Source organism: Variovorax sp. Soil_C_19 (assembly GCF_057657255.1).
Window position 1 is genome coordinate 1 of record NZ_JBDGIV010000005.1, and the last position, 21,436, is coordinate 21,436.

General features: G+C 67.2%; 23 protein-coding genes. 21 read left to right on the forward strand and 2 right to left on the reverse strand.

Going from position 1 to position 21,436, the window contains the following annotated elements:
• Nucleotides 1-199 precede the first annotated feature (199 nt).
• Nucleotides 200-739: a hypothetical protein gene (locus tag AC3A6R_RS12145; protein WP_487864421.1), complete on the reverse strand. Its 540-nt coding sequence runs from the start codon at nt 737-739 to the stop codon at nt 200-202.
• A gap of 106 nt (nt 740-845) precedes the next feature.
• Between AC3A6R_RS12145 and AC3A6R_RS12150 the strand changes: the two genes are divergently transcribed.
• Nucleotides 846-1,832 (forward strand): LysR family transcriptional regulator, encoded by a 987-nt coding sequence (locus AC3A6R_RS12150; RefSeq protein ID WP_487864422.1) that lies wholly within the window; start codon nt 846-848, stop codon nt 1,830-1,832.
• Between the two features lie 10 nt (nt 1,833-1,842).
• Here AC3A6R_RS12150 and AC3A6R_RS12155 read toward each other — a convergent pair whose 3' ends face one another.
• Nucleotides 1,843-2,019 (reverse strand): hypothetical protein, encoded by a 177-nt coding sequence (locus AC3A6R_RS12155; protein ID WP_487860648.1) that lies wholly within the window; start codon nt 2,017-2,019, stop codon nt 1,843-1,845.
• 126 nt (nt 2,020-2,145) lie between these two features.
• Between AC3A6R_RS12155 and AC3A6R_RS12160 the strand changes: the two genes are divergently transcribed.
• From AC3A6R_RS12160 to AC3A6R_RS12255, 20 genes are all read left to right on the forward strand, one after another.
• Complete coding sequence (locus tag AC3A6R_RS12160; protein ID WP_487860649.1) at nt 2,146-2,955, forward strand: metallophosphoesterase; 810 nt, start codon at nt 2,146-2,148, stop codon at nt 2,953-2,955.
• Nucleotides 2,956-2,969: 14 nt separating this feature from the next.
• Nucleotides 2,970-4,199: a nucleoside recognition domain-containing protein gene (locus AC3A6R_RS12165; RefSeq protein WP_487864423.1), complete on the forward strand. Its 1,230-nt coding sequence runs from the start codon at nt 2,970-2,972 to the stop codon at nt 4,197-4,199.
• Nucleotides 4,200-4,279: 80 nt separating this feature from the next.
• Nucleotides 4,280-5,428: a PDDEXK nuclease domain-containing protein gene (locus AC3A6R_RS12170; protein WP_487864424.1), complete on the forward strand. Its 1,149-nt coding sequence runs from the start codon at nt 4,280-4,282 to the stop codon at nt 5,426-5,428.
• Between the two features lie 147 nt (nt 5,429-5,575).
• Complete coding sequence (locus AC3A6R_RS12175) at nt 5,576-6,085, forward strand: flavin reductase family protein (RefSeq protein ID WP_487860652.1); 510 nt, start codon at nt 5,576-5,578, stop codon at nt 6,083-6,085.
• Between the two features lie 37 nt (nt 6,086-6,122).
• Nucleotides 6,123-7,034, forward strand: a complete 912-nt coding sequence (locus tag AC3A6R_RS12180) for a DMT family transporter (RefSeq protein ID WP_487864425.1) — start codon at nt 6,123-6,125, stop codon at nt 7,032-7,034.
• Entirely contained in the window at nt 7,031-7,963 is a 933-nt protein-coding gene (locus tag AC3A6R_RS12185; protein WP_487864426.1) for a glutaminase, read from the forward strand. The genes AC3A6R_RS12180 and AC3A6R_RS12185 overlap by 4 nt, the downstream gene beginning before the upstream one ends.
• A gap of 71 nt (nt 7,964-8,034) precedes the next feature.
• Nucleotides 8,035-8,532 carry a hypothetical protein gene (locus AC3A6R_RS12190; RefSeq protein ID WP_487864427.1) on the forward strand — a complete coding sequence of 166 codons (498 nt, stop codon included), beginning with the start codon at nt 8,035-8,037 and terminating at the stop codon, nt 8,530-8,532.
• A gap of 405 nt (nt 8,533-8,937) precedes the next feature.
• On the forward strand, nt 8,938-10,131 hold the full coding sequence (gene urtA / locus AC3A6R_RS12195) for an urea ABC transporter substrate-binding protein (RefSeq protein ID WP_487864428.1): 1,194 nt from the start codon (nt 8,938-8,940) through the stop codon (nt 10,129-10,131).
• A gap of 5 nt (nt 10,132-10,136) precedes the next feature.
• The gene (urtB, locus tag AC3A6R_RS12200) at nt 10,137-11,039 is read left to right on the forward strand and encodes an urea ABC transporter permease subunit UrtB (RefSeq protein ID WP_487864429.1); all 903 of its coding nucleotides are present in this window, start codon (nt 10,137-10,139) and stop codon (nt 11,037-11,039) included.
• Nucleotides 11,040-11,042: 3 nt separating this feature from the next.
• A complete protein-coding gene (urtC, locus tag AC3A6R_RS12205; protein WP_487864430.1) occupies nt 11,043-12,098 on the forward strand; it encodes an urea ABC transporter permease subunit UrtC in 1,056 nt (351 codons plus the stop codon).
• Between the two features lie 14 nt (nt 12,099-12,112).
• Nucleotides 12,113-12,895 carry an urea ABC transporter ATP-binding protein UrtD gene (gene urtD / locus AC3A6R_RS12210; protein ID WP_487864678.1) on the forward strand — a complete coding sequence of 261 codons (783 nt, stop codon included), beginning with the start codon at nt 12,113-12,115 and terminating at the stop codon, nt 12,893-12,895.
• 17 nt (nt 12,896-12,912) lie between these two features.
• Nucleotides 12,913-13,602, forward strand: coding sequence for an urea ABC transporter ATP-binding subunit UrtE (gene urtE / locus AC3A6R_RS12215; protein ID WP_487860659.1), 690 nt, complete (start codon nt 12,913-12,915; stop codon nt 13,600-13,602).
• A gap of 43 nt (nt 13,603-13,645) precedes the next feature.
• Complete coding sequence (locus AC3A6R_RS12220) at nt 13,646-14,683, forward strand: aliphatic amidase (RefSeq protein ID WP_487860660.1); 1,038 nt, start codon at nt 13,646-13,648, stop codon at nt 14,681-14,683.
• 51 nt (nt 14,684-14,734) lie between these two features.
• A complete protein-coding gene (locus tag AC3A6R_RS12225) occupies nt 14,735-15,502 on the forward strand; it encodes a cytosine permease (RefSeq protein WP_487864431.1) in 768 nt (255 codons plus the stop codon).
• Nucleotides 15,463-16,047 carry a purine-cytosine permease family protein gene (locus AC3A6R_RS12230; protein WP_487864432.1) on the forward strand — a complete coding sequence of 195 codons (585 nt, stop codon included), beginning with the start codon at nt 15,463-15,465 and terminating at the stop codon, nt 16,045-16,047. The genes AC3A6R_RS12225 and AC3A6R_RS12230 overlap by 40 nt, the downstream gene beginning before the upstream one ends.
• 27 nt (nt 16,048-16,074) lie before the next feature.
• A complete protein-coding gene (locus AC3A6R_RS12235; protein WP_487864433.1) occupies nt 16,075-17,085 on the forward strand; it encodes an alpha/beta fold hydrolase in 1,011 nt (336 codons plus the stop codon).
• A complete protein-coding gene (locus tag AC3A6R_RS12240; protein WP_487860663.1) occupies nt 17,082-17,900 on the forward strand; it encodes an AAA family ATPase in 819 nt (272 codons plus the stop codon). The genes AC3A6R_RS12235 and AC3A6R_RS12240 overlap by 4 nt, the downstream gene beginning before the upstream one ends.
• Entirely contained in the window at nt 17,897-19,534 is a 1,638-nt protein-coding gene (locus tag AC3A6R_RS12245) for a nitric oxide reductase activation protein NorD (protein WP_487860664.1), read from the forward strand. The genes AC3A6R_RS12240 and AC3A6R_RS12245 overlap by 4 nt, the downstream gene beginning before the upstream one ends.
• A gap of 78 nt (nt 19,535-19,612) precedes the next feature.
• Complete coding sequence (locus AC3A6R_RS12250; RefSeq protein WP_487860665.1) at nt 19,613-20,782, forward strand: transporter substrate-binding domain-containing protein; 1,170 nt, start codon at nt 19,613-19,615, stop codon at nt 20,780-20,782.
• A gap of 2 nt (nt 20,783-20,784) precedes the next feature.
• Nucleotides 20,785-21,432: an ANTAR domain-containing response regulator gene (locus AC3A6R_RS12255; RefSeq protein ID WP_487860666.1), complete on the forward strand. Its 648-nt coding sequence runs from the start codon at nt 20,785-20,787 to the stop codon at nt 21,430-21,432.
• The last annotated feature ends 4 nt before the right edge of the window (nt 21,433-21,436 follow it).

A 21,436-nucleotide genomic window follows, 5' to 3' on the forward strand; every position in this document is an offset into this window, starting at 1 on the left:
TACAACCTCAAGCGGGTGTTCAACATGAAGGGAGCGCCCTGGATGCTCCGGGCGCTGGGGGGCTGAGGCCCTTGGGGCAATCGCTCGCCTAACGAAAAATGCCCCGCTCTCGCGGGGCATCTCGATCTAAGCGGGCGGCAGACTATTTACACAGACTGTCGCCGGGCGGCTTTTTCATTGGGACCTCGCGGCCGGTCGATCAGTAGTAGCGCGAGCTGTTCATGCGGCGCATGGCGTCGTAGATCGTCGGCATGCGGGCTTCGCGGGCGCTTTCGGCCATGCGGGCCAGCGCATCGACCTTGGCGGCGGCAGCGGCCGGAACCTTGCCTTCGGACTCGTGGCGCCACGTGGCGGCCTGCAGCTCCTGCATGATGCGCGGGTCGTTCTTGGCGGTTTCGAGGAAACGGGCATCGGCACGGGCCGCGGCGCGGCGGTGGGCCGCAGCGTTCCAGGTGCCTGCCACCGTGTCGCGCAGCGAACCGGCGAACAGCGCGATGCCGGCGAACACGGCGCCGCAGAGCACCGCCCAGCCGGCGAGCAGCGCGCCTTCGTCCCAATGGGTGACGAGGTTGTCGGCCACCACCGCCGCGGCGGCAAGCGCTGCGACGATCAGGAGGACGATCAGGGGACGCGAACCGTTGGCGCCCGCGCGGGCAGCCTTCAGGCGGGCAAACAGAACCTCGGCGCGATCGACGCCGGGATGGGAAGTGGGTTGGTCAACGTGGACGAAGCTGGTCATGATGAATCCCTCCTAGGGATGATTTACGGTGTCGATGGGGTGATATTAGGGTTTGCCCTAGTGTTTGGCTACTTTATCTTTCTGATGTTTATCATTCACAACACTGATGGACGTCAATTTCCGTACCCTCGACCTCAACCTGCTGCGCGTCTTCGACGAAGTGATGGCGGAGCGCAACCTGACGCGCGCCGCGCGCAATCTGTCGATCACCCAGCCGGCCGTGAGCAATGCCCTGCGCCGGTTGCGCGACACCCTGGGCGACGAACTCGTGACGCGCGCGGGCGCCGGCGTCGAGCCCACGCCGCGCGCGCTGGCGCTCTGGCCCACGGTGCGCGACGCGCTGCGGCAGCTGCAGCACACGCTGGCGCCGGGCGAATTCGACGCGGCCTCGGCCGACAGCACCTTCGTTCTGGCCATGGCCGACGCGACCGCGGCCGAGCTCATTCCAGGCCTGGTGCAGATCGTCGAGAGGGAAGCGCCCGCCATCTCGCTGCGCGTGCTGCCGCTGACCACACGCGATCCGCGCCGCATGCTCGAGCAGGAAGAAGTCGACATGGCGGTGGGCTACTTCCCGGCCGTGATCGCCAGCCTCGCCGCCCGGGGCCAGTCGGGCGCAGGGGTGGCGTTCGAGACCCAGCGGCTCTACCTGGGCCAGTACGTCTGCGTGATGCGGCGCGGGCACCCGCTGGCCGACACGCCGCTCACGCTCGACGGCTACTGCGCCGCACGGCACCTGCTGGTGAGCTTTTCGGGCCGGCCCTACGGCTTCATCGACCAGACGCTCGGCGCGCTGGGGCGCGAGCGGCACATCGTGGTGACGGTGAACCAGTTCTTCACGGCCGGCCGGGTGGTGGCCAACTCGGATCTGCTGACGGTGCTGCCACGCCACTTCGTGACCGTGACCGGCATCGAGGACCAGCTGGTGCTGCGCGAGCTGCCGTTCGACCAGCCGATGGTGCATGTCGACGCGATCTGGCATCGGCGCGCCCAGCACGGGCACGCGCACGAATGGCTGCGCACCGCATTGATGCGCTCGGCCGCATCAGCGTTCGCCGATCCGGCGCTGGGCCGGCAAGCGGGCGGCCAGGGCTGAACGCAGGCGCTCAGCGAACGACGCTGAGCCAGGCGCTGGCGGCGATGCGCAGTTCCTGCGCCTGGTGCGCATTCATGCCGGCGCGCACGTCTGCGCTTTCCATCAGCGTGGCGGCGTGGCTGCGCGGCAGGGCATCGGCCGGGGCGGAACGAAAGAATTGGGCCACTTGGGCAAGAAGGTTGGACATGGCGAGTGCGCTGCTTTTGGCTGCGCGAAGTAGTTGGTGCTTCAAGGATAAGGGTTATCCCTAGTATTTAAACCCCCTCCCTCATGCGCTTTGTGCATGGGCTGATTCCTCTAGACTGGCCCGACGATGAAGCTGCAACTGCTCTCCGACCTGCACCTGGAATCCCATCCGAACTTCGTTGCCGAGCCCGCACCCGGGGCCGACATGCTGGTGCTGGCGGGCGACATCGGCTCCTATCAGCAGGGCTCGCGCCTCGTCGACACCGACTTCGGCCTGGGCCGCTTCTCGCCGCGCCACGGCTGGCCCGTGCCGGTGGTCTACGTGCCGGGCAACCACGAATACGACAACACCGATTTCGACGAAACCCATGCCCGGCTTCGCGCGCTCTGCGACGCGCTCGACATCCGCTGGCTCGAGCGCGAGACGGCGGTCATCGAGGGCATCCGCTTCGTCGGCACCACGCTGTGGGCCGACTTCGACGCGCTCGTCGACCCGGCGGTCGACGGCCTGGCCGACGCACTCAAGAAACGCGGCAAGGCGATGCGCGCGGCCGACTTCTATCTCGAGAAGGCGGCCACGGTCCGCCACGGGCAGCCGTTCATGTCGGCCGCGCTGCGCGAGCAGGCGCTCGCATGCCAGGCCTGGCTCGAACAGGCGCTGGCCGAACCGTTCGACGGCACCACCGTGGCCATCACGCATTTCGCGCCAAGCCTCGCGAGCGCCGATCCGCGCTACGGCCTCAGGCCGGGTACAGCCGGCTTCTGCAATGCGCTCGACCCGCTGCTCGCCCACGCGCAGCTGTGGCTGCACGGCCACCTGCACTGTCCGTTCGACTATGTGAAGAACGGCTGCCGCGTGGTGGCTAATCCGCTCGGCTACAAAGGCAAGGGCGAACAGGAAGGCTTCCGGCCGCATCTGCTGATCGATATTTCCTGACGAAAGAATCGCGCGTGCTCAACGGCTTGTGGCTGGGTTTCTTCCTCGTGGCGGCGCTCGCCGCCCTCGGCCGCTGGCTCGTCGGCGGCGATCCGGGCGTCTTCGCGGCCATCGTCGAAAGCCTGTTCGCGATGGCGCGGCTCGCGGTCGAGGTGATGGTGCTGCTGTTCGGCACGCTCACGCTGTGGCTCGGCTTCCTGCGCATCGCGGAAGCGGCGGGGCTGGTCGGCTGGCTTGCGCGGCTGCTCGGGCCGCTGTTCCGGCGGCTCATGCCGGACGTGCCCGCGGGCCATCCGGCGCTGGGGCTCATCACGATGAACTTCGCGGCCAACGCGCTCGGGCTCGACAACGCGGCCACGCCGATCGGCCTGAAGGCCATGCGCGAACTGCAGCGGCTCAATCCCGACCCGGTCACCGCCACCAACGCGCAGATCCTGTTCCTCGTGCTCAACGCCTCGTCGCTCACGCTGCTGCCGGTGACGATCTTCATGTACCGCGCGCAGCAGGGCGCCGCCGATCCGACGCTGGTGTTCCTGCCGATCCTGCTCGCCACCAGCGCATCGACGCTCGCCGGCCTGCTCGCGGTGGCGGCCGTGCAGCGGCTGCGGCTCTGGGACCCCGTGGTGCTGGCCTACCTGGTACCGGCCGCGCTGCTGCTCGGCGGCTTCATGGCGCTGCTCGGCAGCCTCTCGGCGGCAGCGATCGCCGCGCTGTCGTCGCTGACGGGCAACCTGGCGCTGTTCGGCGTGATCGTCGCTTTTCTCGTGGCCGGCGCGGTGCGCCGCATCAAGGTCTACGAGTGCTTCGTCGAAGGCGCGAAGGAAGGCTTCGACATCGCAAAGAACCTGCTGCCCTACCTCGTCGCCATGCTGTGCGCCGTGGGGGTGCTGCGCGCATCGGGCGCGCTCGACGCCGCGCTGGCGGGGCTGCGCTGGCTGGTGGAGATGGGCGGCTGGGACACGCGCTTCGTCGATGCGATGCCGACCGCCCTGGTCAAGCCCTTCTCGGGCAGCGCGGCGCGCGCGATGCTGATCGAGACCATGCAGAGCCAGGGTGTCGATAGCTTTCCCGCGCTCGTGGCCGCCACCATCCAGGGCAGCACCGAGACCACCTTCTACGTGCTCGCGGTGTACTTCGGCGCCGTGGGCATCCAGCGCGCCCGGCATGCGGTGGCCTGCGCCCTCCTGGCCGAAGCGGCCGGCGTGGCCGCGGCCGTCGGGGTCTGCTACTGGTTCTTCGGCTGAAACCGAGCGCGCAAGCCTGACTTCTCATCCGTTCGCGACGATGCCGCTTGTAGGGCGCTGGTCGAGGTAAGCTCCTGCGCATGCCCTCTGAGCGCAGCCCTGCAACAAAGCCGCCGGACACAGGATTTGCCGCGCTGGTGACCAGCATTCGCCAGGTGCACGAAGAGTGCGCTGTCCGGGCGACCCGCGCCGTCAACATCAGCCTCACTTGGCGCAACTGGCTGATCGGCTCCCACATCCACCACTACGAATTGCAAGGCGCCGATCGCGCCCGCTATGGGGACAAGCTGCTGGTCGAACTGTCGGAAGCCTTGCGCGCTCAAGGCGTCAGCAACAGCGGCAAACGCCAGCTGTATGGCTACCTGGCCTTCTACAGGGCCTATCCGCAGATTGTGCGGGCGGTGTCCGCACAATCTGCGGCCCTGCATCCGCCCACGGCCCCGGAAGGAAAAGTGCGGACGGCGTCCGCACCATCGCCCACCACCGTTTCCTCAACCGACCCCGAACTGCTCGTCACTCGGCTTTCCTACAGTCACTTCGAGCAGTTGGTCGAGCTCGACGACGCACCGCAGCGAGCCTTCTACGAAGCCGAAGCACTGCGCGGGAACTGGTCCGTGCGCGAACTCAAGCGCCAGATCGCGAGCCAGTATTGGCAACGCAGCGGACTGTCCATCGACAAAGCCGCACTTTCGAAACGCACCCATGAGGGTGCGGAGCAGAACGCGCCGCAGCAGGTCATTCGCGATCCCTACGTGTTCGAGTTTCTGGGCCTCAAACCCCAGGAAGTGGTGACCGAAGGCCAACTCGAGGACGCGCTGCTCGAAAAGCTTCAGGGGTTCCTTCTGGAACTGGGCCACGGCTTCTGCTTCGAGGCGCGGCAAAAGCGCCTCCTGATCGGAGGCGAGCACTTCTTCGTGGACCTGGTCTTCTATCACCGCGTCCTCAAATGTCATGTGCTTATCGAACTCAAGAACGACGCGTTCCGCCATGAGCATCTGGGACAGCTCAACAGTTACGTGGGGTACTACAAGCAGCATGAAATGAGCGATGGCGACCAGCCACCGATCGGCATTCTTCTGTGCACACGAAAGAACGTTGAACTCGTGGAATACGCATTGGCGGGCATGAGCAATCAGTTGTTTGTGTCGCGATACCAGGTGCAGTTGCCAGAAAAGGAAGAGATCGCCGCGTTTCTGCACAAGGCGGTAGAGGAGCTGAGGAGCGCGTGAACACGAGGGAGGGCCATGTTCGATCTGCTCCGCAGGCTGTCGATCTACACCCCGTACGTGACCGAGGGAATGACGGCCCCGCCAGCGGCACTGCCGGCAGCTGAGCCAGAATAGCCCTTCCCTGCCTTCCAACGCGCCGCTTCTTCCGTGACCACCTCCCGCCGGGCCCAGCCCCCGACCTTCTCGCCCGCTGAATTCCGCGCGGCGCTCGGCATGTTCGCCACCGGCGTGACCATCGTCACCGCGCGATCGGCCGAGGGCACGCTGGTCGGCCTTACTGCCAATTCGTTCAACTCGGTCTCGCTCGCGCCGCCGCTGGTGCTTTGGAGCCTCTCGCGTGCCGCGGCCTCGATGCCGGCGCTCAGCGCGGGCTCGCACTATGCGGTCAACATCCTGGCGGCCGACCAGAAAGCGCTGGCCGAGCGCTTCGCCACCAAGAACATCGACCGCTGGGTCGACGTGGCCTTCACCGAAGGACTCGGCGGCGCGCCGGTGCTCGCGGGCGCGGCGGCGAGCTTCGAATGCTTCAACCGCAGCCGCTACGACGAAGGCGATCATGTGATCTTCGTGGGCGAGGTGGAGCGCTGCACGCACGACGACACGGCATCGCCGCTGCTCTTTCACGGCGGGCGCTTCTACACCGAACATCCGCTGTGACCGGCGCCTTCTGCGGCGCACAAGAAAAACAAGACCCATGATCCAGCGCAAGACCCACCTCGACTCTTTGGCCATCGGTCTGCTCATCGCCTGCTGTGCCTTCTGGGGGCTGCAGCAGATCCTCATCAAGACCACCGTCACCGAAGTGCCGCCGCTCTGGCAGGCCTCGATCCGCATGGCAGGTGCGGTGCTGCTGCTGTGGCTGTGGTGCGTGTGGCGCCGCGTGCCGCTGTTCGAGCGCGACGGCACGCTCGGAGCCGGCCTGCTCGCGGGGCTGCTGTTCGCGGGCGAGTTCGCGGGCATCTACCTGGGGCTGCAGAACACCAGCGCGTCGCGGCTCACGGTGTTTCTCTACACCGCGCCGTTCTGGGTGTCGCTGCTGCTGCCGCGCTGGGTGCCGTCGGAGCGGCTGCGCGGCTTCCAGTGGCTGGGCCTTTTGATCGCGTTCGCGGGCGTGGTGCTGGCCTTCAGCGAAGGCTTCGGCCACATGAGTTCGACGCAGCTCGTCGGCGACGCCATGGCGCTCGGGGCCGGCATGCTCTGGGGCCTGACGACGCTCACGCTGCGCACCACGCGCCTCGCCACGGCGAGCGCCGAGAAGACGCTGTTCTATCAAGTGGCAGTCACCGCCGCGGTGTGCCCGCTGCTGTCGCTCGTGCTCGGCGAGTCGTGGGGTTTCTCGTACTCCGCCTGGGCCTGGACCTCGATCGCGCTGCAGACCGTGGTCGGCGCATTCGCGAGCTATCTCGCGTGGATGTGGCTGCTGCGGCACTACCCGGCCACGCACATGTCGTCGTTCACCTTCCTCACGCCGCTGTTCGCGCTGGTGTTCGGCGTGGCGCTGCTGAAGGAGCCGCTCACGGCACAGCTGATCGTGGCGCTCGTGGGCGTGGCGGTCGGCATCGTGCTCGTGAATCGGCGGCCCGCAGTGCCGAAGGTGCACCGGTGAGCCATTTCCAGCACGTCCTCGACGAGATCGTCGACACCCTGCAGCCGCAGCTCGGCCAGGGCGGCACGGTCGCAAGCTACATCCCTGCGCTCGCCTCGGTCGATCCGCGCCAGCTCGGCATCGCACTGCGCACCTGCGAGGGTGAGGAAGCCGGCGCCGGCGACTTCGAGACGCCGTTCTCGATCCAGAGCATCTCGAAGCTCTTCACGCTCACGCTCGCCATGCAGCGCGTGGGCGACGCGCTGTGGGAGCGCATCGGACGCGAGCCCTCGGGCAACCCTTTCAACTCGCTGGTGCAGCTCGAGAACGAACACGGCAAGCCGCGCAACCCGTTCATCAATGCGGGCGCGATCGCGGTGGCCGACCGGCTCGTGAGCCAGGCGCTGCAGGCGGGCGGCAGCGCCAAGGCCGACATCCTCGCGCTGATGGCGAGCCTCTGCGACGAGCCCATCGCCTTCGACAGCGAAGTGGCGCAGTCGGAGGCCGCCACCGGGTTCCGCAATGTCGCGCTCGCCAACTTCATGAAGAGCTTCGGCAAGATCGACAACGACGTGGGCGCGGTGCTCGACACCTATTTCCACCAGTGCGCGCTGCGCATGAGCTGTCGCCAGCTCGCGCGCGCCGCGGCCTTCCTGTGCCGCGACGGCGCGCATCCGATCGACGGCCGCGCCGATGTCACGGGCGAGCGGCAGACACGGCGCATCAACGCGCTGATGCTGACCTGCGGCACCTACGATGCCGCCGGCGACGTCGCCTTCTCGATCGGCCTGCCCTGCAAGAGCGGCGTCGGCGGCGGCATCGTGGCCGTGGTGCCCGACCGGCTCACGCTCTGCGTCTGGTCGCCCGCGCTCGACGCGTCGGGCAATTCGCTGCTCGGCATGAAGGCGCTCGAACTGTTCGTTGCGCGCACCGGGCTGTCGGTGTTCTGAGGCCGGCGCGGCGCGCCCCGGCGCCCATGGCGTCAGGCGACAATGCCCGCGCAAGATCACGCATGCCCCGAATGACCGAACCCACCGACACCGACGACACCCCGCCCCTGCACGAGCCCCGCCTGTGGCGCGACGGCCTCTGGACCGCCCGCGTGATCAAGAACGAAGACGACGACGGCTGGGCCGTCGAGATGACGCGCCATGGCGACCCCGAGCCCGCGCTCGTCGGCCCCTGGACCATGGGCCGCGACAAGAAGAACCCGAAACCGCTCGATGGCCCGGCGTTCTCCACGCTCGTGAAGACCGCCGCCGAGGTCATCCGCCGGCACGAGCAGCAGCTGCACGCCACGCTCAACAAGCACGTGACCGTGACCACGCGCGACGACCGGCGCGTGCGCGTGTCGCTCGCGATCGTGCCCGACGAGGACAACCCCTCGGCCACGCTCACGGCGCACGACGCTGCGGACGACACGGAGCTGGCGAGCGTGAGCGTGTCGCCCGCGTTCCGGCTCACCGCGTCCAGCGCGGCCGCCTGGATCGAATCGGGCTACGCGCGTCCGCGGGGTTAGCAAGTCCCACAGGCGCTGCGCGCGAATAACACACGTTTCGCACATTCGCCAATTAGCGAAACAGCGTATGTTCACGCGAGGGTGAACCGAGGAAGAATTCGCCCCAACGAGCAATCGTTACCAGTCATTCGACGCCCGCTGCCAGTGCTGCCAGCGAGGTGTCGGGCAATAAAGCCCGAATCGGTTTCACCACCGGTTCGGGCTTTTTTGTTTTTTCGGTCGCAACAACGCCTTTTCAAAACGGATGCGCGGGCATCCGGTGGCGCAGCGTTGCCCGAAGAAGAAGCACTGGCAGCACAGCGCTCGTTTGCAGGGGCCGCGCGGCGGGAGGAGACACCCAAATCGCAGTTCCGAAGGTCGGATGTTCCTGATGACTCGCACAAAACCAAAGCAAAGGAATTTGACATGACGAACGCTTTCAACCGCCGCCAGATCGTGAAGACCGGGGGCTCGATGATCGTGCTGGGTGCCGCCGGCGGCGTGGGCGGCCTGGCCCGCGCGCAGGACGGCGCCAGCGTGAAGCTCGGCCTGCTGCATTCGCTCTCGGGCACGATCGCCATCGCCGAAGCCTCGCTGGTCGATGCCGAGAAGCTGGCGATCGAGGAGATCAATGCCGCCGGCGGCGTGCTCGGCAAGAAGATCGAGGCGGTGGTCGAAGACGGCGCGAGCGAGAACTCGGTGTTTGCCGAGAAGGCCCGCAAGCTGCTCGAGCGCGACAAGGTCGCGGCGATCATCGGCTGCTACACCTCGGCCTCGCGCAAGGCACTGCTGCCGGTGCTCAACCAGGCCAAGGGCCTGCTGTTCTATCCGACCTACTACGAAGGCCAGGAGCAGGACAAGCGCGTGTTCTATCCCTCGCAGGAAGCCACGCAGTCAGTGATCGCAGCCGTGGAGTGGATGGCGCGCGAGAAAGGCAAGAACTTCTTCCTCGTCGGCTCCGACTACATCTATCCGCGCACCTGCAACAAGATCGCCAAGCCCGCCATCGCGAAGGCCGGCGGCAAGGTGCTTGGCGAAGAATACGCACCGCTGGGCCACACCGAGTTCTCGTCGATCATCAACAAGATCAAGGCCGCCAAGCCCGACTGCATCTACAGCACGGTGGTGGGCGGGTCGAACGTGGCCTTCTACAAGCAGCTGCGCGCGGCGGGCCTGGACGGCGCCAAGCAGGTGCTGCTCTCGACCGTGGTGTCTGAGAACGAGATCGACGGCATCGGCAAGGACAACGCCGCGGGCTACTACGCCTGCATGGGCTACTTCCAGAGCATCAAATCGCCGGCCAACGAGAAGTTCGTGAAGGCCTTCAAGGCCAAGTACGGCCAGGAGCGCGTGATCGGCGACCCGATGGAGGTGGCCTACAACAGCGTGTACCTGTGGAAGCTGGCGGTGGAGAAGGCCAGGTCCTTCGACGTCGACAAGGTCACGGCCGCCGCCGCGGGCGTGGAGATCGAGGCACCCGAAGGCACCGTGCGCGTGCACGCCACCAACCACCACGTCTGGAAGAAGGTGCGCGTGGGCCGTGCGCGGCCCGACGGGCAGTTCGACATCGTGTGGGAATCGCCGCAGCTGGTCGAGCCCAACCCCTTCCCGAAGGTCTGAACGCGATGAACTTCGACATCGCGGTGATGCAGGTGTTCAACGGCGTGAGCCTGTTCACCATCCTGCTCTTGATGGCGCTCGGGCTGGCCATCGTGTTCGGCCTGATGGGCGTCATCAACATGGCGCACGGCGAGCTGATGGCGCTGGGCGCCTACATGACCTACCTGGCCGCGCGCTTCTTTGCGCACTTCGCGCCAGGCTTCATGGACCTGTACCTGTTCGCTGCGATTCCGTTCGCGTTCGCCGTGACCTTCGCGTTCGGCTATGCGCTGGAGCGGGGTTTCATCCGCTTCTTCTACGACCGGCCGCTGGACACCCTGCTCGCCACATGGGGCCTGAGCCTCATGCTGCAGCAGGCCTATCGCTCGATCTTCGGCGCGCAGGAAGTGAGCGTGCCGCTGGCCTCGTGGCTCGCCGGTGCCTGGGAGCCCACCGCGGGCATCCAGCTGCCGCTGAATCGCATCTTCATCGTCGGGCTCACGGCACTGGTCGCGGTCGGCGTGTACCTGCTGCTGTACCGCACGCCGTGGGGGCTGAAGGTGCGCGCCGTCACCCAGAACCGCGCCATCGCCGGCGCGGTGGGCATCGACACGCACCGCGTCGACGCGATGACCTTCGCGCTGGGCTCGGGCCTGGCGGGCATCGCGGGCGCGGTGTTCACGATGATCGGCTCGACCAACCCGGGCACGGGCCAGCTGTACATCGTCGACTCGTTCATCGTGGTGGTGTTCGGTGGCGTGCAGAGCCTCATCGGCACCGCGCTCTCGGGCTTTGCCATCGCGCAGTCGCAGACCTGGCTCGAGTACCTCATGAGCGGCTCGATGGCAAAGGCCACGATCCTGCTGCTGGTGATCGCGGTGCTGTACTTCCGGCCCCACGGCCTGTTCGCCACGCGGTCGAGGAGCTGAGGCATGCACGGACTTTCTGCTGAACGCCAGCGCGACATCGGCGCCATGCTGGCCGTGCTGGTGCTGCTCGCCGTGGTGCTGCCGCTCACGCTCGACCCCTTCCGCCTCAACCTCGTGAGCAAGTACCTGGCCTTCGCGTTCGTCGCGGTGGGTGTGGTGCTCACCTGGGGCTACGGCGGGGTGCTGAGCCTGGGCCAGGGCATGTTCTTCGGCCTGGGCGGCTACATGATGGCGATGTTCCTCAAGCTCGAGGCGTCCGCACCCGAGCTGCCGGACTTCATGGTGTGGAGCAGCGTCGAGCAGCTGCCCGCATGGTGGCAGCCGTTCCATTCGCTGGGCTGGACGGTCGTGGGGATCCTCGTCGTTCCTGCGGTGCTGGCGTATGTGTTCTCGTACGCGATCTTCAAGCGGCGCGTGAGCGGCGTGTACTTCGCGATCGTCACGCTCTCGCTGGCGCTCACCCTAACGGTGGTGGTGGTCGGCCAGCAGGGCGACACCGGTGGTGCCAACGGCATTACCGACTTCCGCACGCTGCTGGGATGGGACATCGTGGGCGACGAAGCCAAGCGCACGATGTACTTCGTCGAGGTGGCGGCCATCGCGCTGGTGATGGCGGTGTCGCTCGCCATCGTGCGCAGCCGTTTCGGCAAGCTGCTGATCGCCATCCGCGACAAGGAAGACCGCGTGCGCTTCAGTGGCTACAACACGGCGCACATGAAGGCCTTCGTGTTCGCGGTGGCCGCCGCGCTGTCGGCGATCGGCGGCGCGTTCTACAGCCTGCAGGTCGGACTCATCGCGCCGAGCGTGATCGGCGTCGTGGCCTCGGTCGAGATGGTGATCTACGCGGCGGTCGGCGGCCGGCTGTCGATTCCGGGCGCGGTGGTCGGTGCGCTGTTGATCGGCTTTCTCAAGTCGTACTTGTCGGAGACCTTTCCCGAGGGCTGGCTGTACGTGCTGGGCGCGGTGTTCATCCTGGTGGTGTGGGCAATGCCGAACGGGCTCGCGGGCCTGGGCGACAAGCTCGTGCGCCGACGTGCCGTGGTGGAGGTTGCCCCATGAACGCAACGATGACGATGTCCAACGGCGGGCTGCCGCAGGCCGCCTCGGCCGTGCCGCCCTCGAACGAGCAGATCCTGCGCATCGAGGACCTGACCGTGTCCTTCGACGGCTTCAAGGCCGTGGACGGCCTGAGCCTCTCGGTCGAGCGCAACGAGCTGCGCGTGATCATCGGCCCGAACGGCGCCGGCAAGACCACGCTGCTCGACATGGTGTGTGGCAAGACCAAACCCAGCGCAGGCCGCGTGCTGTTCAACGGCCAGGACCTCGGTCGCCTCAACGAGTACGAGATCGTGCGCGCCGGCGTGGGCCGCAAGTTCCAGACTCCCTCGGTCTACGAAGACCTGTCGGTGCTCGAGAACTTCGAAATCTCGCTGCCGCGCATGCACGGCCTGCTGCAGTCGCTGACCTTCCGTCGCACGCGCGCCCTGCGCGAACGCATCGATGCGATGGCCGAGGAAGTCTTCCTGTCCGATCGCCTCGACCACCGCGCCGGGCAGCTCAGCCACGGGCAGAAGCAGTGGCTAGAGATCGGCATGCTGCTGATGCAGGAGCCCGAGCTGCTGCTGCTCGATGAGCCCGTGGCGGGCATGAGCCCGCGCGAGCGCGAGCAGACGGGCGACCTGCTGCGCCGCGTCTCGGCGGGCAAGTCGGTGGTCGTCATCGAGCACGACATGGACTTCGTCAAGCGCATCGCACACCGCGTCACGGTGCTGCACCAGGGCAAGTTGCTGAGCGAAGGTACAGCCGCCGAAGTGCAGGCCGACCCGCGCGTGATCGACGTGTACCTCGGCCACTGAACGAAGGAGAAATGCTGATGCTCGAAGTCTCCGAACTCAATGTCGCCTACGGCGAATCGCACGTCATCCGCGACGTCTCGTTGCGCGTCGCACCCCGCGAGGCGGTGGCGATCATGGGCCGCAACGGCATGGGCAAGACCACGCTGTTGAAGTCGCTGATCGGCCTGCTGCCCGCGCGCAGCGGCCGCATCCTGCTCGAGGGAAGCGAACTCACGGCGCTGCCGAGCTACCAGCGCGTGGCGCAAGGCCTGGCTTTCGTGCCGCAGGGGCGCATGGTGTTTCCGTTCCTCACGGTGGAGCAGAACATCCTGGCCGGAGCGGCCAAGTCGGGCCACCGCACGGTGCCCGACTACCTCTACACCTTCTTCCCGGTGCTCAGGGACATGAAGCAGCGCAAGGCCGGCAACCTCTCGGGCGGCCAGCAGCAGATGCTGGCGATCGCGCGCGCGCTGATCTCGGAGCCGAAAGTGCTGATCCTCGACGAGCCCACCGAGGGCATCCAGCCTTCGATCATCAAGGAGATCGCGCAGACGCTCAACGTGCTGCGCGCCGAGCGCGGTTTTGCCGTCGTGGTTTCGGAGCAGGTGCTGAGCTTCGCGCTCGCGCTGGCGGACCGCTTTCTCGTCATCGACCGGGGCCGCATCGTGCATGACGAAGCGCGGGCCACGCTCGACCAGGACAAGGTCAGGTCGTTCCTGACCGTGTGAGCCCTTCTCTTTTTCCCTTCAACCACCCTCCAGGAGCAACGTCATGAGACATGGTGATATTTCGAGCAGCAACGATTGCGTCGGCGTCGCGGTCGTCAACTACAAGATGCCTCGCCTGCATACCAAGGCCGAGGTGCTGGCCAACGCACGCAAGATCGGCGAGATGCTGGTCGGCATGAAGAAAGGGCTGCCGGGCATGGACCTGGTGATCTTCCCGGAGTACTCGACCCACGGGATCATGTACGACGCCAAGGAGATGTACGACACCGCGTCGGCCATCCCCGGCGAAGAAACCGCGATCTTCGCGGACGCCTGCCGCCGCGCCAACGTGTGGGGCGTGTTCTCGCTGACCGGCGAGCGCCATGAGGAGCATCCGAACAAGGCGCCCTACAACACGCTGATCCTCATGAACAACCAGGGCGAGATCGTCCAGAAGTACCGCAAGATCATGCCGTGGGTTCCGATCGAGGGCTGGTATCCGGGCGACTGCACCTATGTGAGCGACGGCCCGAAGGGCATGAAGATGAGCCTGATCATCTGCGACGACGGCAACTACCCCGAGATCTGGCGCGACTGCGCGATGCGCGGCGCCGAGCTCATCATCCGCTGCCAGGGCTACATGTACCCCGCGAAGGAGCAGCAGATCATGGTCTCGAAGGCCATGGCCTTCATGAACAACACCTACGTGGCCGTGGCCAACGCGGCCGGCTTCGACGGCGTGTACTCGTACTTCGGCCACTCGGCGCTGATCGGCTTCGACGGCCGCACGCTCGGCGAATGCGGCGAAGAGGAAATGGGCATCAACTACGCCGAGCTGTCGATGGGCCTGATCCGCGATGCGCGCAAGAACGGCCAGTCGCAGAACCACCTGTTCAAGCTCGTACACCGCGGCTACACCGGGACCATCAACTCGGGCGATGGCGACAAGGGTGTGGCCGCCTGCCCCTACAACTTCTACACGCAGTGGATCAACGACCCCGAGGGCACGCGCGAGCGGGTGGAGTCGTTCACGCGCAGCACGGTCGGCACGCCCGAGTGCCCGATCGAGGGCATTCCGAACGAGCCCGCGAAGCACCGCTGAGCCACTGCGGCGCCCCGCCATTCCCTTCAACGCAAGAAAAAGAGGTATGCCATGAGTCAGACGCATGTCGACGACGAGGTGCTCGGCGACGAGTACGAGCACGACCCGGTTCCGCTCTCCAAGCGGCGCAGCACCTTCTCGGTCTCGATGGTGTGGCTCGGGTTCCCGATGATCATCACGGGCGCCATGACGGGCTCCATCCTGGTGGCAGGCATGGGCTTCCAGTCCGCACTGCTCGCGATGATCGTTGGCAACCTGCTGATGTTCGCGTACGTCGGGTCGCTCGGCGTGCTGGGCACGGCGCGCGGCCACAACTTCGCGCTGCTGGCCAGCGCCAGCTTCGGCAAGAAGGGCTACGTGTTCGCCTCGGGCCTGCTGTCGACCTTGCTGCTGGGCTGGTACGCGGTGCAGACCGGCATCACGGGCAACCTGATGCACACGGCCTTCAAGATCGACTATCTGACGATGACCATCGCGGCCGGCGTGCTGTACCTGGGCATCACCTTCGTCGGCATTCGCGGCCTGCACTGGATCGGCATGGTGTCGGTGCCGATGTTCGTGGTGCTGGGCGGCTGGGTCGCGTTGCATTCGGCCGGCGCGGCGGGGTGGGACAAGGTGCTCTCGTACGCCGGCACGCAGCCCGCGCTGCCGATGTCCTTCGGCATCGGGCTGACCATCGTGGTGGCGCTGTTCATCGACGCGGGCACGGTCACGGCGGATTTCAACCGCTGGGCCGCCGACCGCAAGAGCTCGCTGATCGCACGGCCTGCGCCTTTCCCGTGGCCAACCTGGTCGCGATGCTGGTCGGCGGCATCATGACGGCCGCACTGGCGCTGCCGCAACCGCAGCCCTTCGGCCTGGACAACATGTTCGGCTACCTGCTCGCGCAGAGCGCGCCATGGCTTGCCGTGGTGGCCTTCGTGTTCCTGCTGTGCAACCTGGGCTCGGTGTGCGCGCACTGCCTCTACAACTCGGCCGTCGGCTGGTCGCGCATCGGCAACGGCCGCATGCGCGTGTTCGCCGTGGTGCTCGCCGCGGTGGGCATCGCGATCGCCGCAGCCAACGTGTGGGCGCTCTTCATTCCGTGGCTGTCGCTGCTGGGCATCCTGGTGCCGCCCATCGGCGCCATCCTGATAGCCGACCTGTACTTCGTGCGGCCGGGCGCCGCCATCGGTGCCGACTGGCGCCCGCGCGCCTTCATCGCCTGGGGCGTGGGCTCGCTGGTGGCGTACGCCACCGAGACGATGGCGCCGCAATTTTCGACCGCGGTAGCGGCCTTCATCGCGGCAGGCGTGTGCTACTTCGTGCTCCACGTCGGCAGCGCCACGCCAGTGGCGGCGGCCGCGCCTTCCATCAAGAACTGAACACCTCTTTCGAAAGCGACATCGACCATGGACCACGAAATCTTCGAGCTCGGCGACGTGCCCCTGCAGCGCGGCGCGACGCTGCGCGATGCCAAGCTCGCCTACAAGACCTACGGCAAGCTCGACGCCGAGAAGCGCAACGTGATCGTCTACCCGACCTGGTACTCGGGCCAGCACCACGACAACGAGTGGCTGATCGGACCGGGCATGGCGCTGGACCCCGAGAAGTACTTCATCATCGTGCCGAACATGCTGGGCAACGGCCTCTCTTCGTCGCCCAGCAACACGCCCGAGCCGTACAACCTGTCGCGCTTTCCGGACGTCACGCTCTACGACAACGTCACGCTGCAACACCGGCTGGTGACGGAGCAGTTCGGCATCGAGCAGGTCGCACTCGTGGTGGGCTGGTCGATGGGCGCGCAGCAGACCAACCAGTGGGGCTGCCTGTACCCCGACATGGTGAAGCGCATCGCGCCCTTCTGCGGCTCGGCGAAGACGGCGCCGCACAACATCGTGTTCCTCGAAGGCGTGAAGGCCGCGCTCACGGCCGACGCCGCATGGAACGGCGGCTGGTACACCACGCCGCCGACGCGCGGACTGCGCGCGGTGGGCCGCGTGTACGCGGGCTGGGGCCTGTCGCAGCCCTTCTACATGCAGCAGCTGTGGCGCGAGCTGGGCTTCAGCTCGCTCGAAGACTTCCTGGTGGGCTACTGGGAAGGCTTCTTCCTGAAGAAGGACGCGAACAACCTGCTGGCGATGCTGTGGTCGTGGCAGCACGGCGACATCAGCGACAACCCGGTGTTCAAGGGCGACTTCGAGAAGGCGCTGGGTGCCATCCGGGCGCGCGCGATCGTGATGCCGGCGGAGCGCGACCTGTACTTTCCCGTGGCCGACAACGCGTGGGAGGTGTCGCACATGCCGAACGCCGAGTGCCGCCCGATCCCGGGCGTGTGGGGCCACTTCGCGGGCGGCGGCAGCAGCCCGGCCGACACCCGCTTCATCGACAGCGCCCTCAAGGAACTGCTCGCCACGCCATGAACGCCCCCATCCACGACCCGCTCGCCGCCCACCGGATCGAGACCGAGCCGTTCTACCGGCCCGCGGGCAACGAGGTGGCGCTGTACCGGCACGCCTACCGCCACCGCATGCCGCTGATCCTCAAGGGGCCGACCGGCTGCGGCAAGACGCGCTTCGTGGAGCACATGGCGTGGTCGCTCGGCCGTCCGCTGGTCACGCTCGCCTGCAACGAGGACATGACGGCCTCGGACCTGGTGGGGCGCTACCTGCTCGACGCCAACGGAACGGCCTGGCACGACGGACCGCTGACGCTCGCGGTGCGCCACGGCGGCATCTGCTACCTCGACGAGGTGGTCGAGGCGCGGCAGGACACCACGGTGGTGATCCACCCGCTGACCGACGCGCGCCGCATCCTGCCGCTCGACAAGAAAGGTGAGCTGGTGCATGCGCACCCCGACTTCCAGCTCGTGGTGTCGTACAACCCCGGCTATCAGAGCAGCGCAAAGGACATGAAGCCATCGACGCGCCAGCGCTTCGCCGCGCTGGAGTTCGACTACCCCGATGGCGCGCTCGAGACCGAGATCGTCGCGCACGAGGCCGGGGTCGAGCCCGGGCTTGCCGCGAAGCTGGTCGCCATTGCGCACTGCTCACGCGAGCTCAAGCACCGCGGGCTAGACGAGGGCGTATCGACGCGCATGCTGATCTACGCGGGCGTGCTGATCCGCGACGGCGTGTCACCGCGCGACAGCTGCGACATGACGATGACGCGCGCCCTCACCGACGACCCCGACATGGCGAGCGCGCTGCAGGGCTTTGTCGAGGCGCAGTTCGGATGAACGACGGGCACGGCGCGCTCTCGCTGCTGGCGCGCGGGCTGGCCGGCATCGATGTCGACGTGCAGCCGCTGGCCACCGCACGCGCCGTGCTCACGGGCCGCCGGCTGCTCTTGCCGGAGGGCGACGACACCGTGCGCCTGCACCGCGCTATGGTCGCGCATGCGGTCGCGCACCTGCGTTACTCCACGCCCGCGCGGCCGGCGCGCACGCTCAAGCCCTTGGGCATCGCCATCGTCTCGGCGCTCGAGGACGCGCGCGTCGAGCGCTTGCTGTGCCGCGATTTTCCCGGCCTGCATGGCTGGTTCACCGCCGCGCTACCGCCCGCACCCGATCCGCTGGACCTGCGCTTTGCCGCGCTGGTCGCACGCATGGACCGCGTGCTGCTGCGCGCCGACGCACAGGACGACAACCACTGGGTGAACAAGGCGCGACGCCTGTTCGACGAGACCGTCGCGCGCGCGGGGCTGGAGGACTACGACGCCTTCCGCGCCGTCGCTTCGGTCCTCGCCAACGACCTCGGCCAGATGCGCGTGCGCTTCGAGCCGCAGGACTACGCCGTGCCCGCGCTCTGGCGCGACGACAACAGCTACCTGTGGGACTTCGGCGATGCCGAGACACCGCCGGACGAAGCCGTCGCGCTGCAGCAGACCGGCGCGCGGCCGCCTCCGCCATCTTCCGAAGCACCGAACGACGGCAACGAAGCGCCACCCGAAGGCATTGCCGACATGGAACTCGGCCGCTACACCTACCCCGAATGGGACCGTGTGCAGGAGCGCCTGCGCCCCGACTGGTGCACGGTGATCGAGAAGCTGCCCGCGTGGCAGGGATTGGGCGCGGCGGGCGCGCCGGCGACGGCAGGCCATGAGCGCATGGTGCCGCTCACGCTGCCCCGCGCGCGCCACCTCGACCGCACGCACCGCCTGCGCCGGCAGTGGGAAGGCGACGACATCGACCTCAATGCGGCCATCGAGGTGCTGATCGACCGCCGCCTGCGCCTGCGGCCCGACGCGCGGCTTTTCATGCGGCCCGGCAAGGCGCCACGGCCGTCGAGCGTGCTGGTGCTGCTCGACCTCTCGGCATCGGCCAACGATCCGGGCCATGGCGATGGGACGGCTTCGCTGCTCGACCTGGAGAAGCAGGCCGCACTGCTGCTCGCCGCCTCGAACACGCGCGGCATCGACCGACTGGCCATCCACGGCTTCTCGTCGAACACGCGCGCCGAGGTGTATTACTACCGCCTGCTCGAATTCGGCCAGCCGCTCGCCGCGCCGTCGCGCGCCATGATCGGCGCGGTGCGCGGGCGCTACTCCACGCGCATGGGCGCCGCGCTGCGCCATGCAGCAACGCACCTGCAGGCCGAGCCCGCGGGGCCGCGTGCCATCCTGCTGGTGACCGACGGTGCGCCGTCGGACATCGACGTGCACGACCCGAAGTACCTCATCGAAGACGCCCGCCAGGCCGTGGTCGAGGCGCGCGATGCCGGCGTGCGCAGCGCGTGCATCGCGGTGGATGGTGCGGCCGATGCGTATGTGCGGCGCATCTTCGGCTGGCGCAACTATTGCATCGCCGACGATGCGCGCAGCCTGCCCGCGCGGCTGGCCCGCATGAGCACGCGGCTGGCCGCCGCCCATTGAGGGACCGAATGAAGAAGCACACGGAGGAGCACACGGAGGAGCACACAATGAGGGTCCACACATCCAGGAGACACCCCAGTGGCTGACAGGGACCCTCTGCGCGTCGGCATTCTTTATTCGGAGACCGGCGTCACCTCGACCATCGGCCTTTCGCAGCTGCAGGGCGCGCTGCTCGCCATAGAGGAAATCAACGCGGCCGGCGGTGTCGACGGCCGCGAGCTCGTCGGGGTGCGCTACGACCCGCAGTCGAACCCCGCGCGCTACGCGCAGCTGGCCGAGCAGCTGATCGTGCACGACCGCGTGAACGTGATCTTCGGCTGCTACATGTCGAGCAGCCGCAAGGCCGTGATCCCGGTGATCGAGAAGTGGAACAAGCTGCTGTTCTATCCCACGCTGTACGAGGGCTTCGAGTATTCGGGCAACGTCATCTACACGGGCGCCGCGCCGAACCAGAACAGCGTGCAGCTGGCCGAGTTCATGACGACCAACTTCGGCTCGCGCGTGTACCTGGTCGGTTCCGACTACATCTATCCGTACGAGTCGAACCGCATCATGGGCGAACTCGTCATGCAGCGCCCCGGCGGCGAGAAGCTCGGCGAGCGCTACGTGGCATTGGACGCCACCGAGAAGGACTACCGGGCGATCATGGCCGACATCCGCGACAAGCGGCCGGACTTCATCTTCTCGACCGTGGTGGGCGACTCCACGGCGAGCCTCTATCGGGCCTACGCCGAGGCGGGCTTCGATCCGAAGACGATGCCCATCTCGAGCCTCACGACCTCCGAGGCCGAGATCTCGCAGATGGGCCAGGGCGTGGCCACGGGGCACTTCACGGCGGCGCCCTACTTCCAGTCGATCGATTCGCCAGCCAACCAGCGCTGCCTGGCGCGGTTGCGCGGGCGCTTCGGTGACGGCTGCGTGCCCAACCTGTGCTGGGAAGCGTCGTACTTCCAGATGCACATCTTCGCCAATGCGTTCGCGCAGGCGGGCACGGACGACATCGCGCGGATCCTGCCGCACATCCTGGGCAGCGAGTTCGACGCGCCACAGGGCCGCGTCAAGGTCGATCCGGCCAACCACCACACCTGTCTCTATCCGCGCATCGGCCGGGTCGATGCGAACGGGCAGTTCACCATCGTCCGGCGCGCGACGCGCGCGGTCTACCCCGACCCCTACCTCGTCACCCATTCACTGGGCGACTGGACGGCACGGCTGGATTCGCTGGAACCTGCATCCCGAGAGGCCTGAGCGTGGACGCAACGGCACCCAAGCGACACACCCTGCGGGTGACGCCGACGCAGCTCAAGGAGCTGCGGCTGCTGAAGATCGCGGTCATCCACCCCGACGACGCCGACGGGCGGCAGCTCACCCAGCAACTGCAGCGCATAGGTTGCCAGGTGCAGGCCTTCTGGCCACCGATGCAGCACCTGCCCGAGGGCATCGACGTGGCCTTCATGGCGGTGCAGCCCGACCTCATCAACCTGCGCTTCGAATGGACCCAGAGCGACGACGCCCCGGCGGTGATCGCCGTCGTGACCTACGAGAACCCGACCATCGTCGAGGCTGTGCTCGAGATCCGCGCCAAGGCCGTGCTGCCCTCGCCGGTGCGCTCGTTCGGCCTGCTGTCGGCGCTGGTGGTCGCGCGCGAGGCGCACAAGGAAAGCCGCTCGCTCACGCGGCGCCTGCGCAAGACCGAGGCCAAACTGCTCGGCGTGCGTCAACTCGCCGAAGCCAAGGCCATCCTCATGAAGACGCACGACGTGACCGAGGGCCAGGCGCACGACCTTATCCGCGAACAGGCCATGAGCAAGCGCAGCACCATGGAAGACATTGCCGCAGCCATCGTCAACGCCAACGAGATCCTTTCGCTCGGCGCGCGCGGCAAGCCGGGCGGCTGAAGAA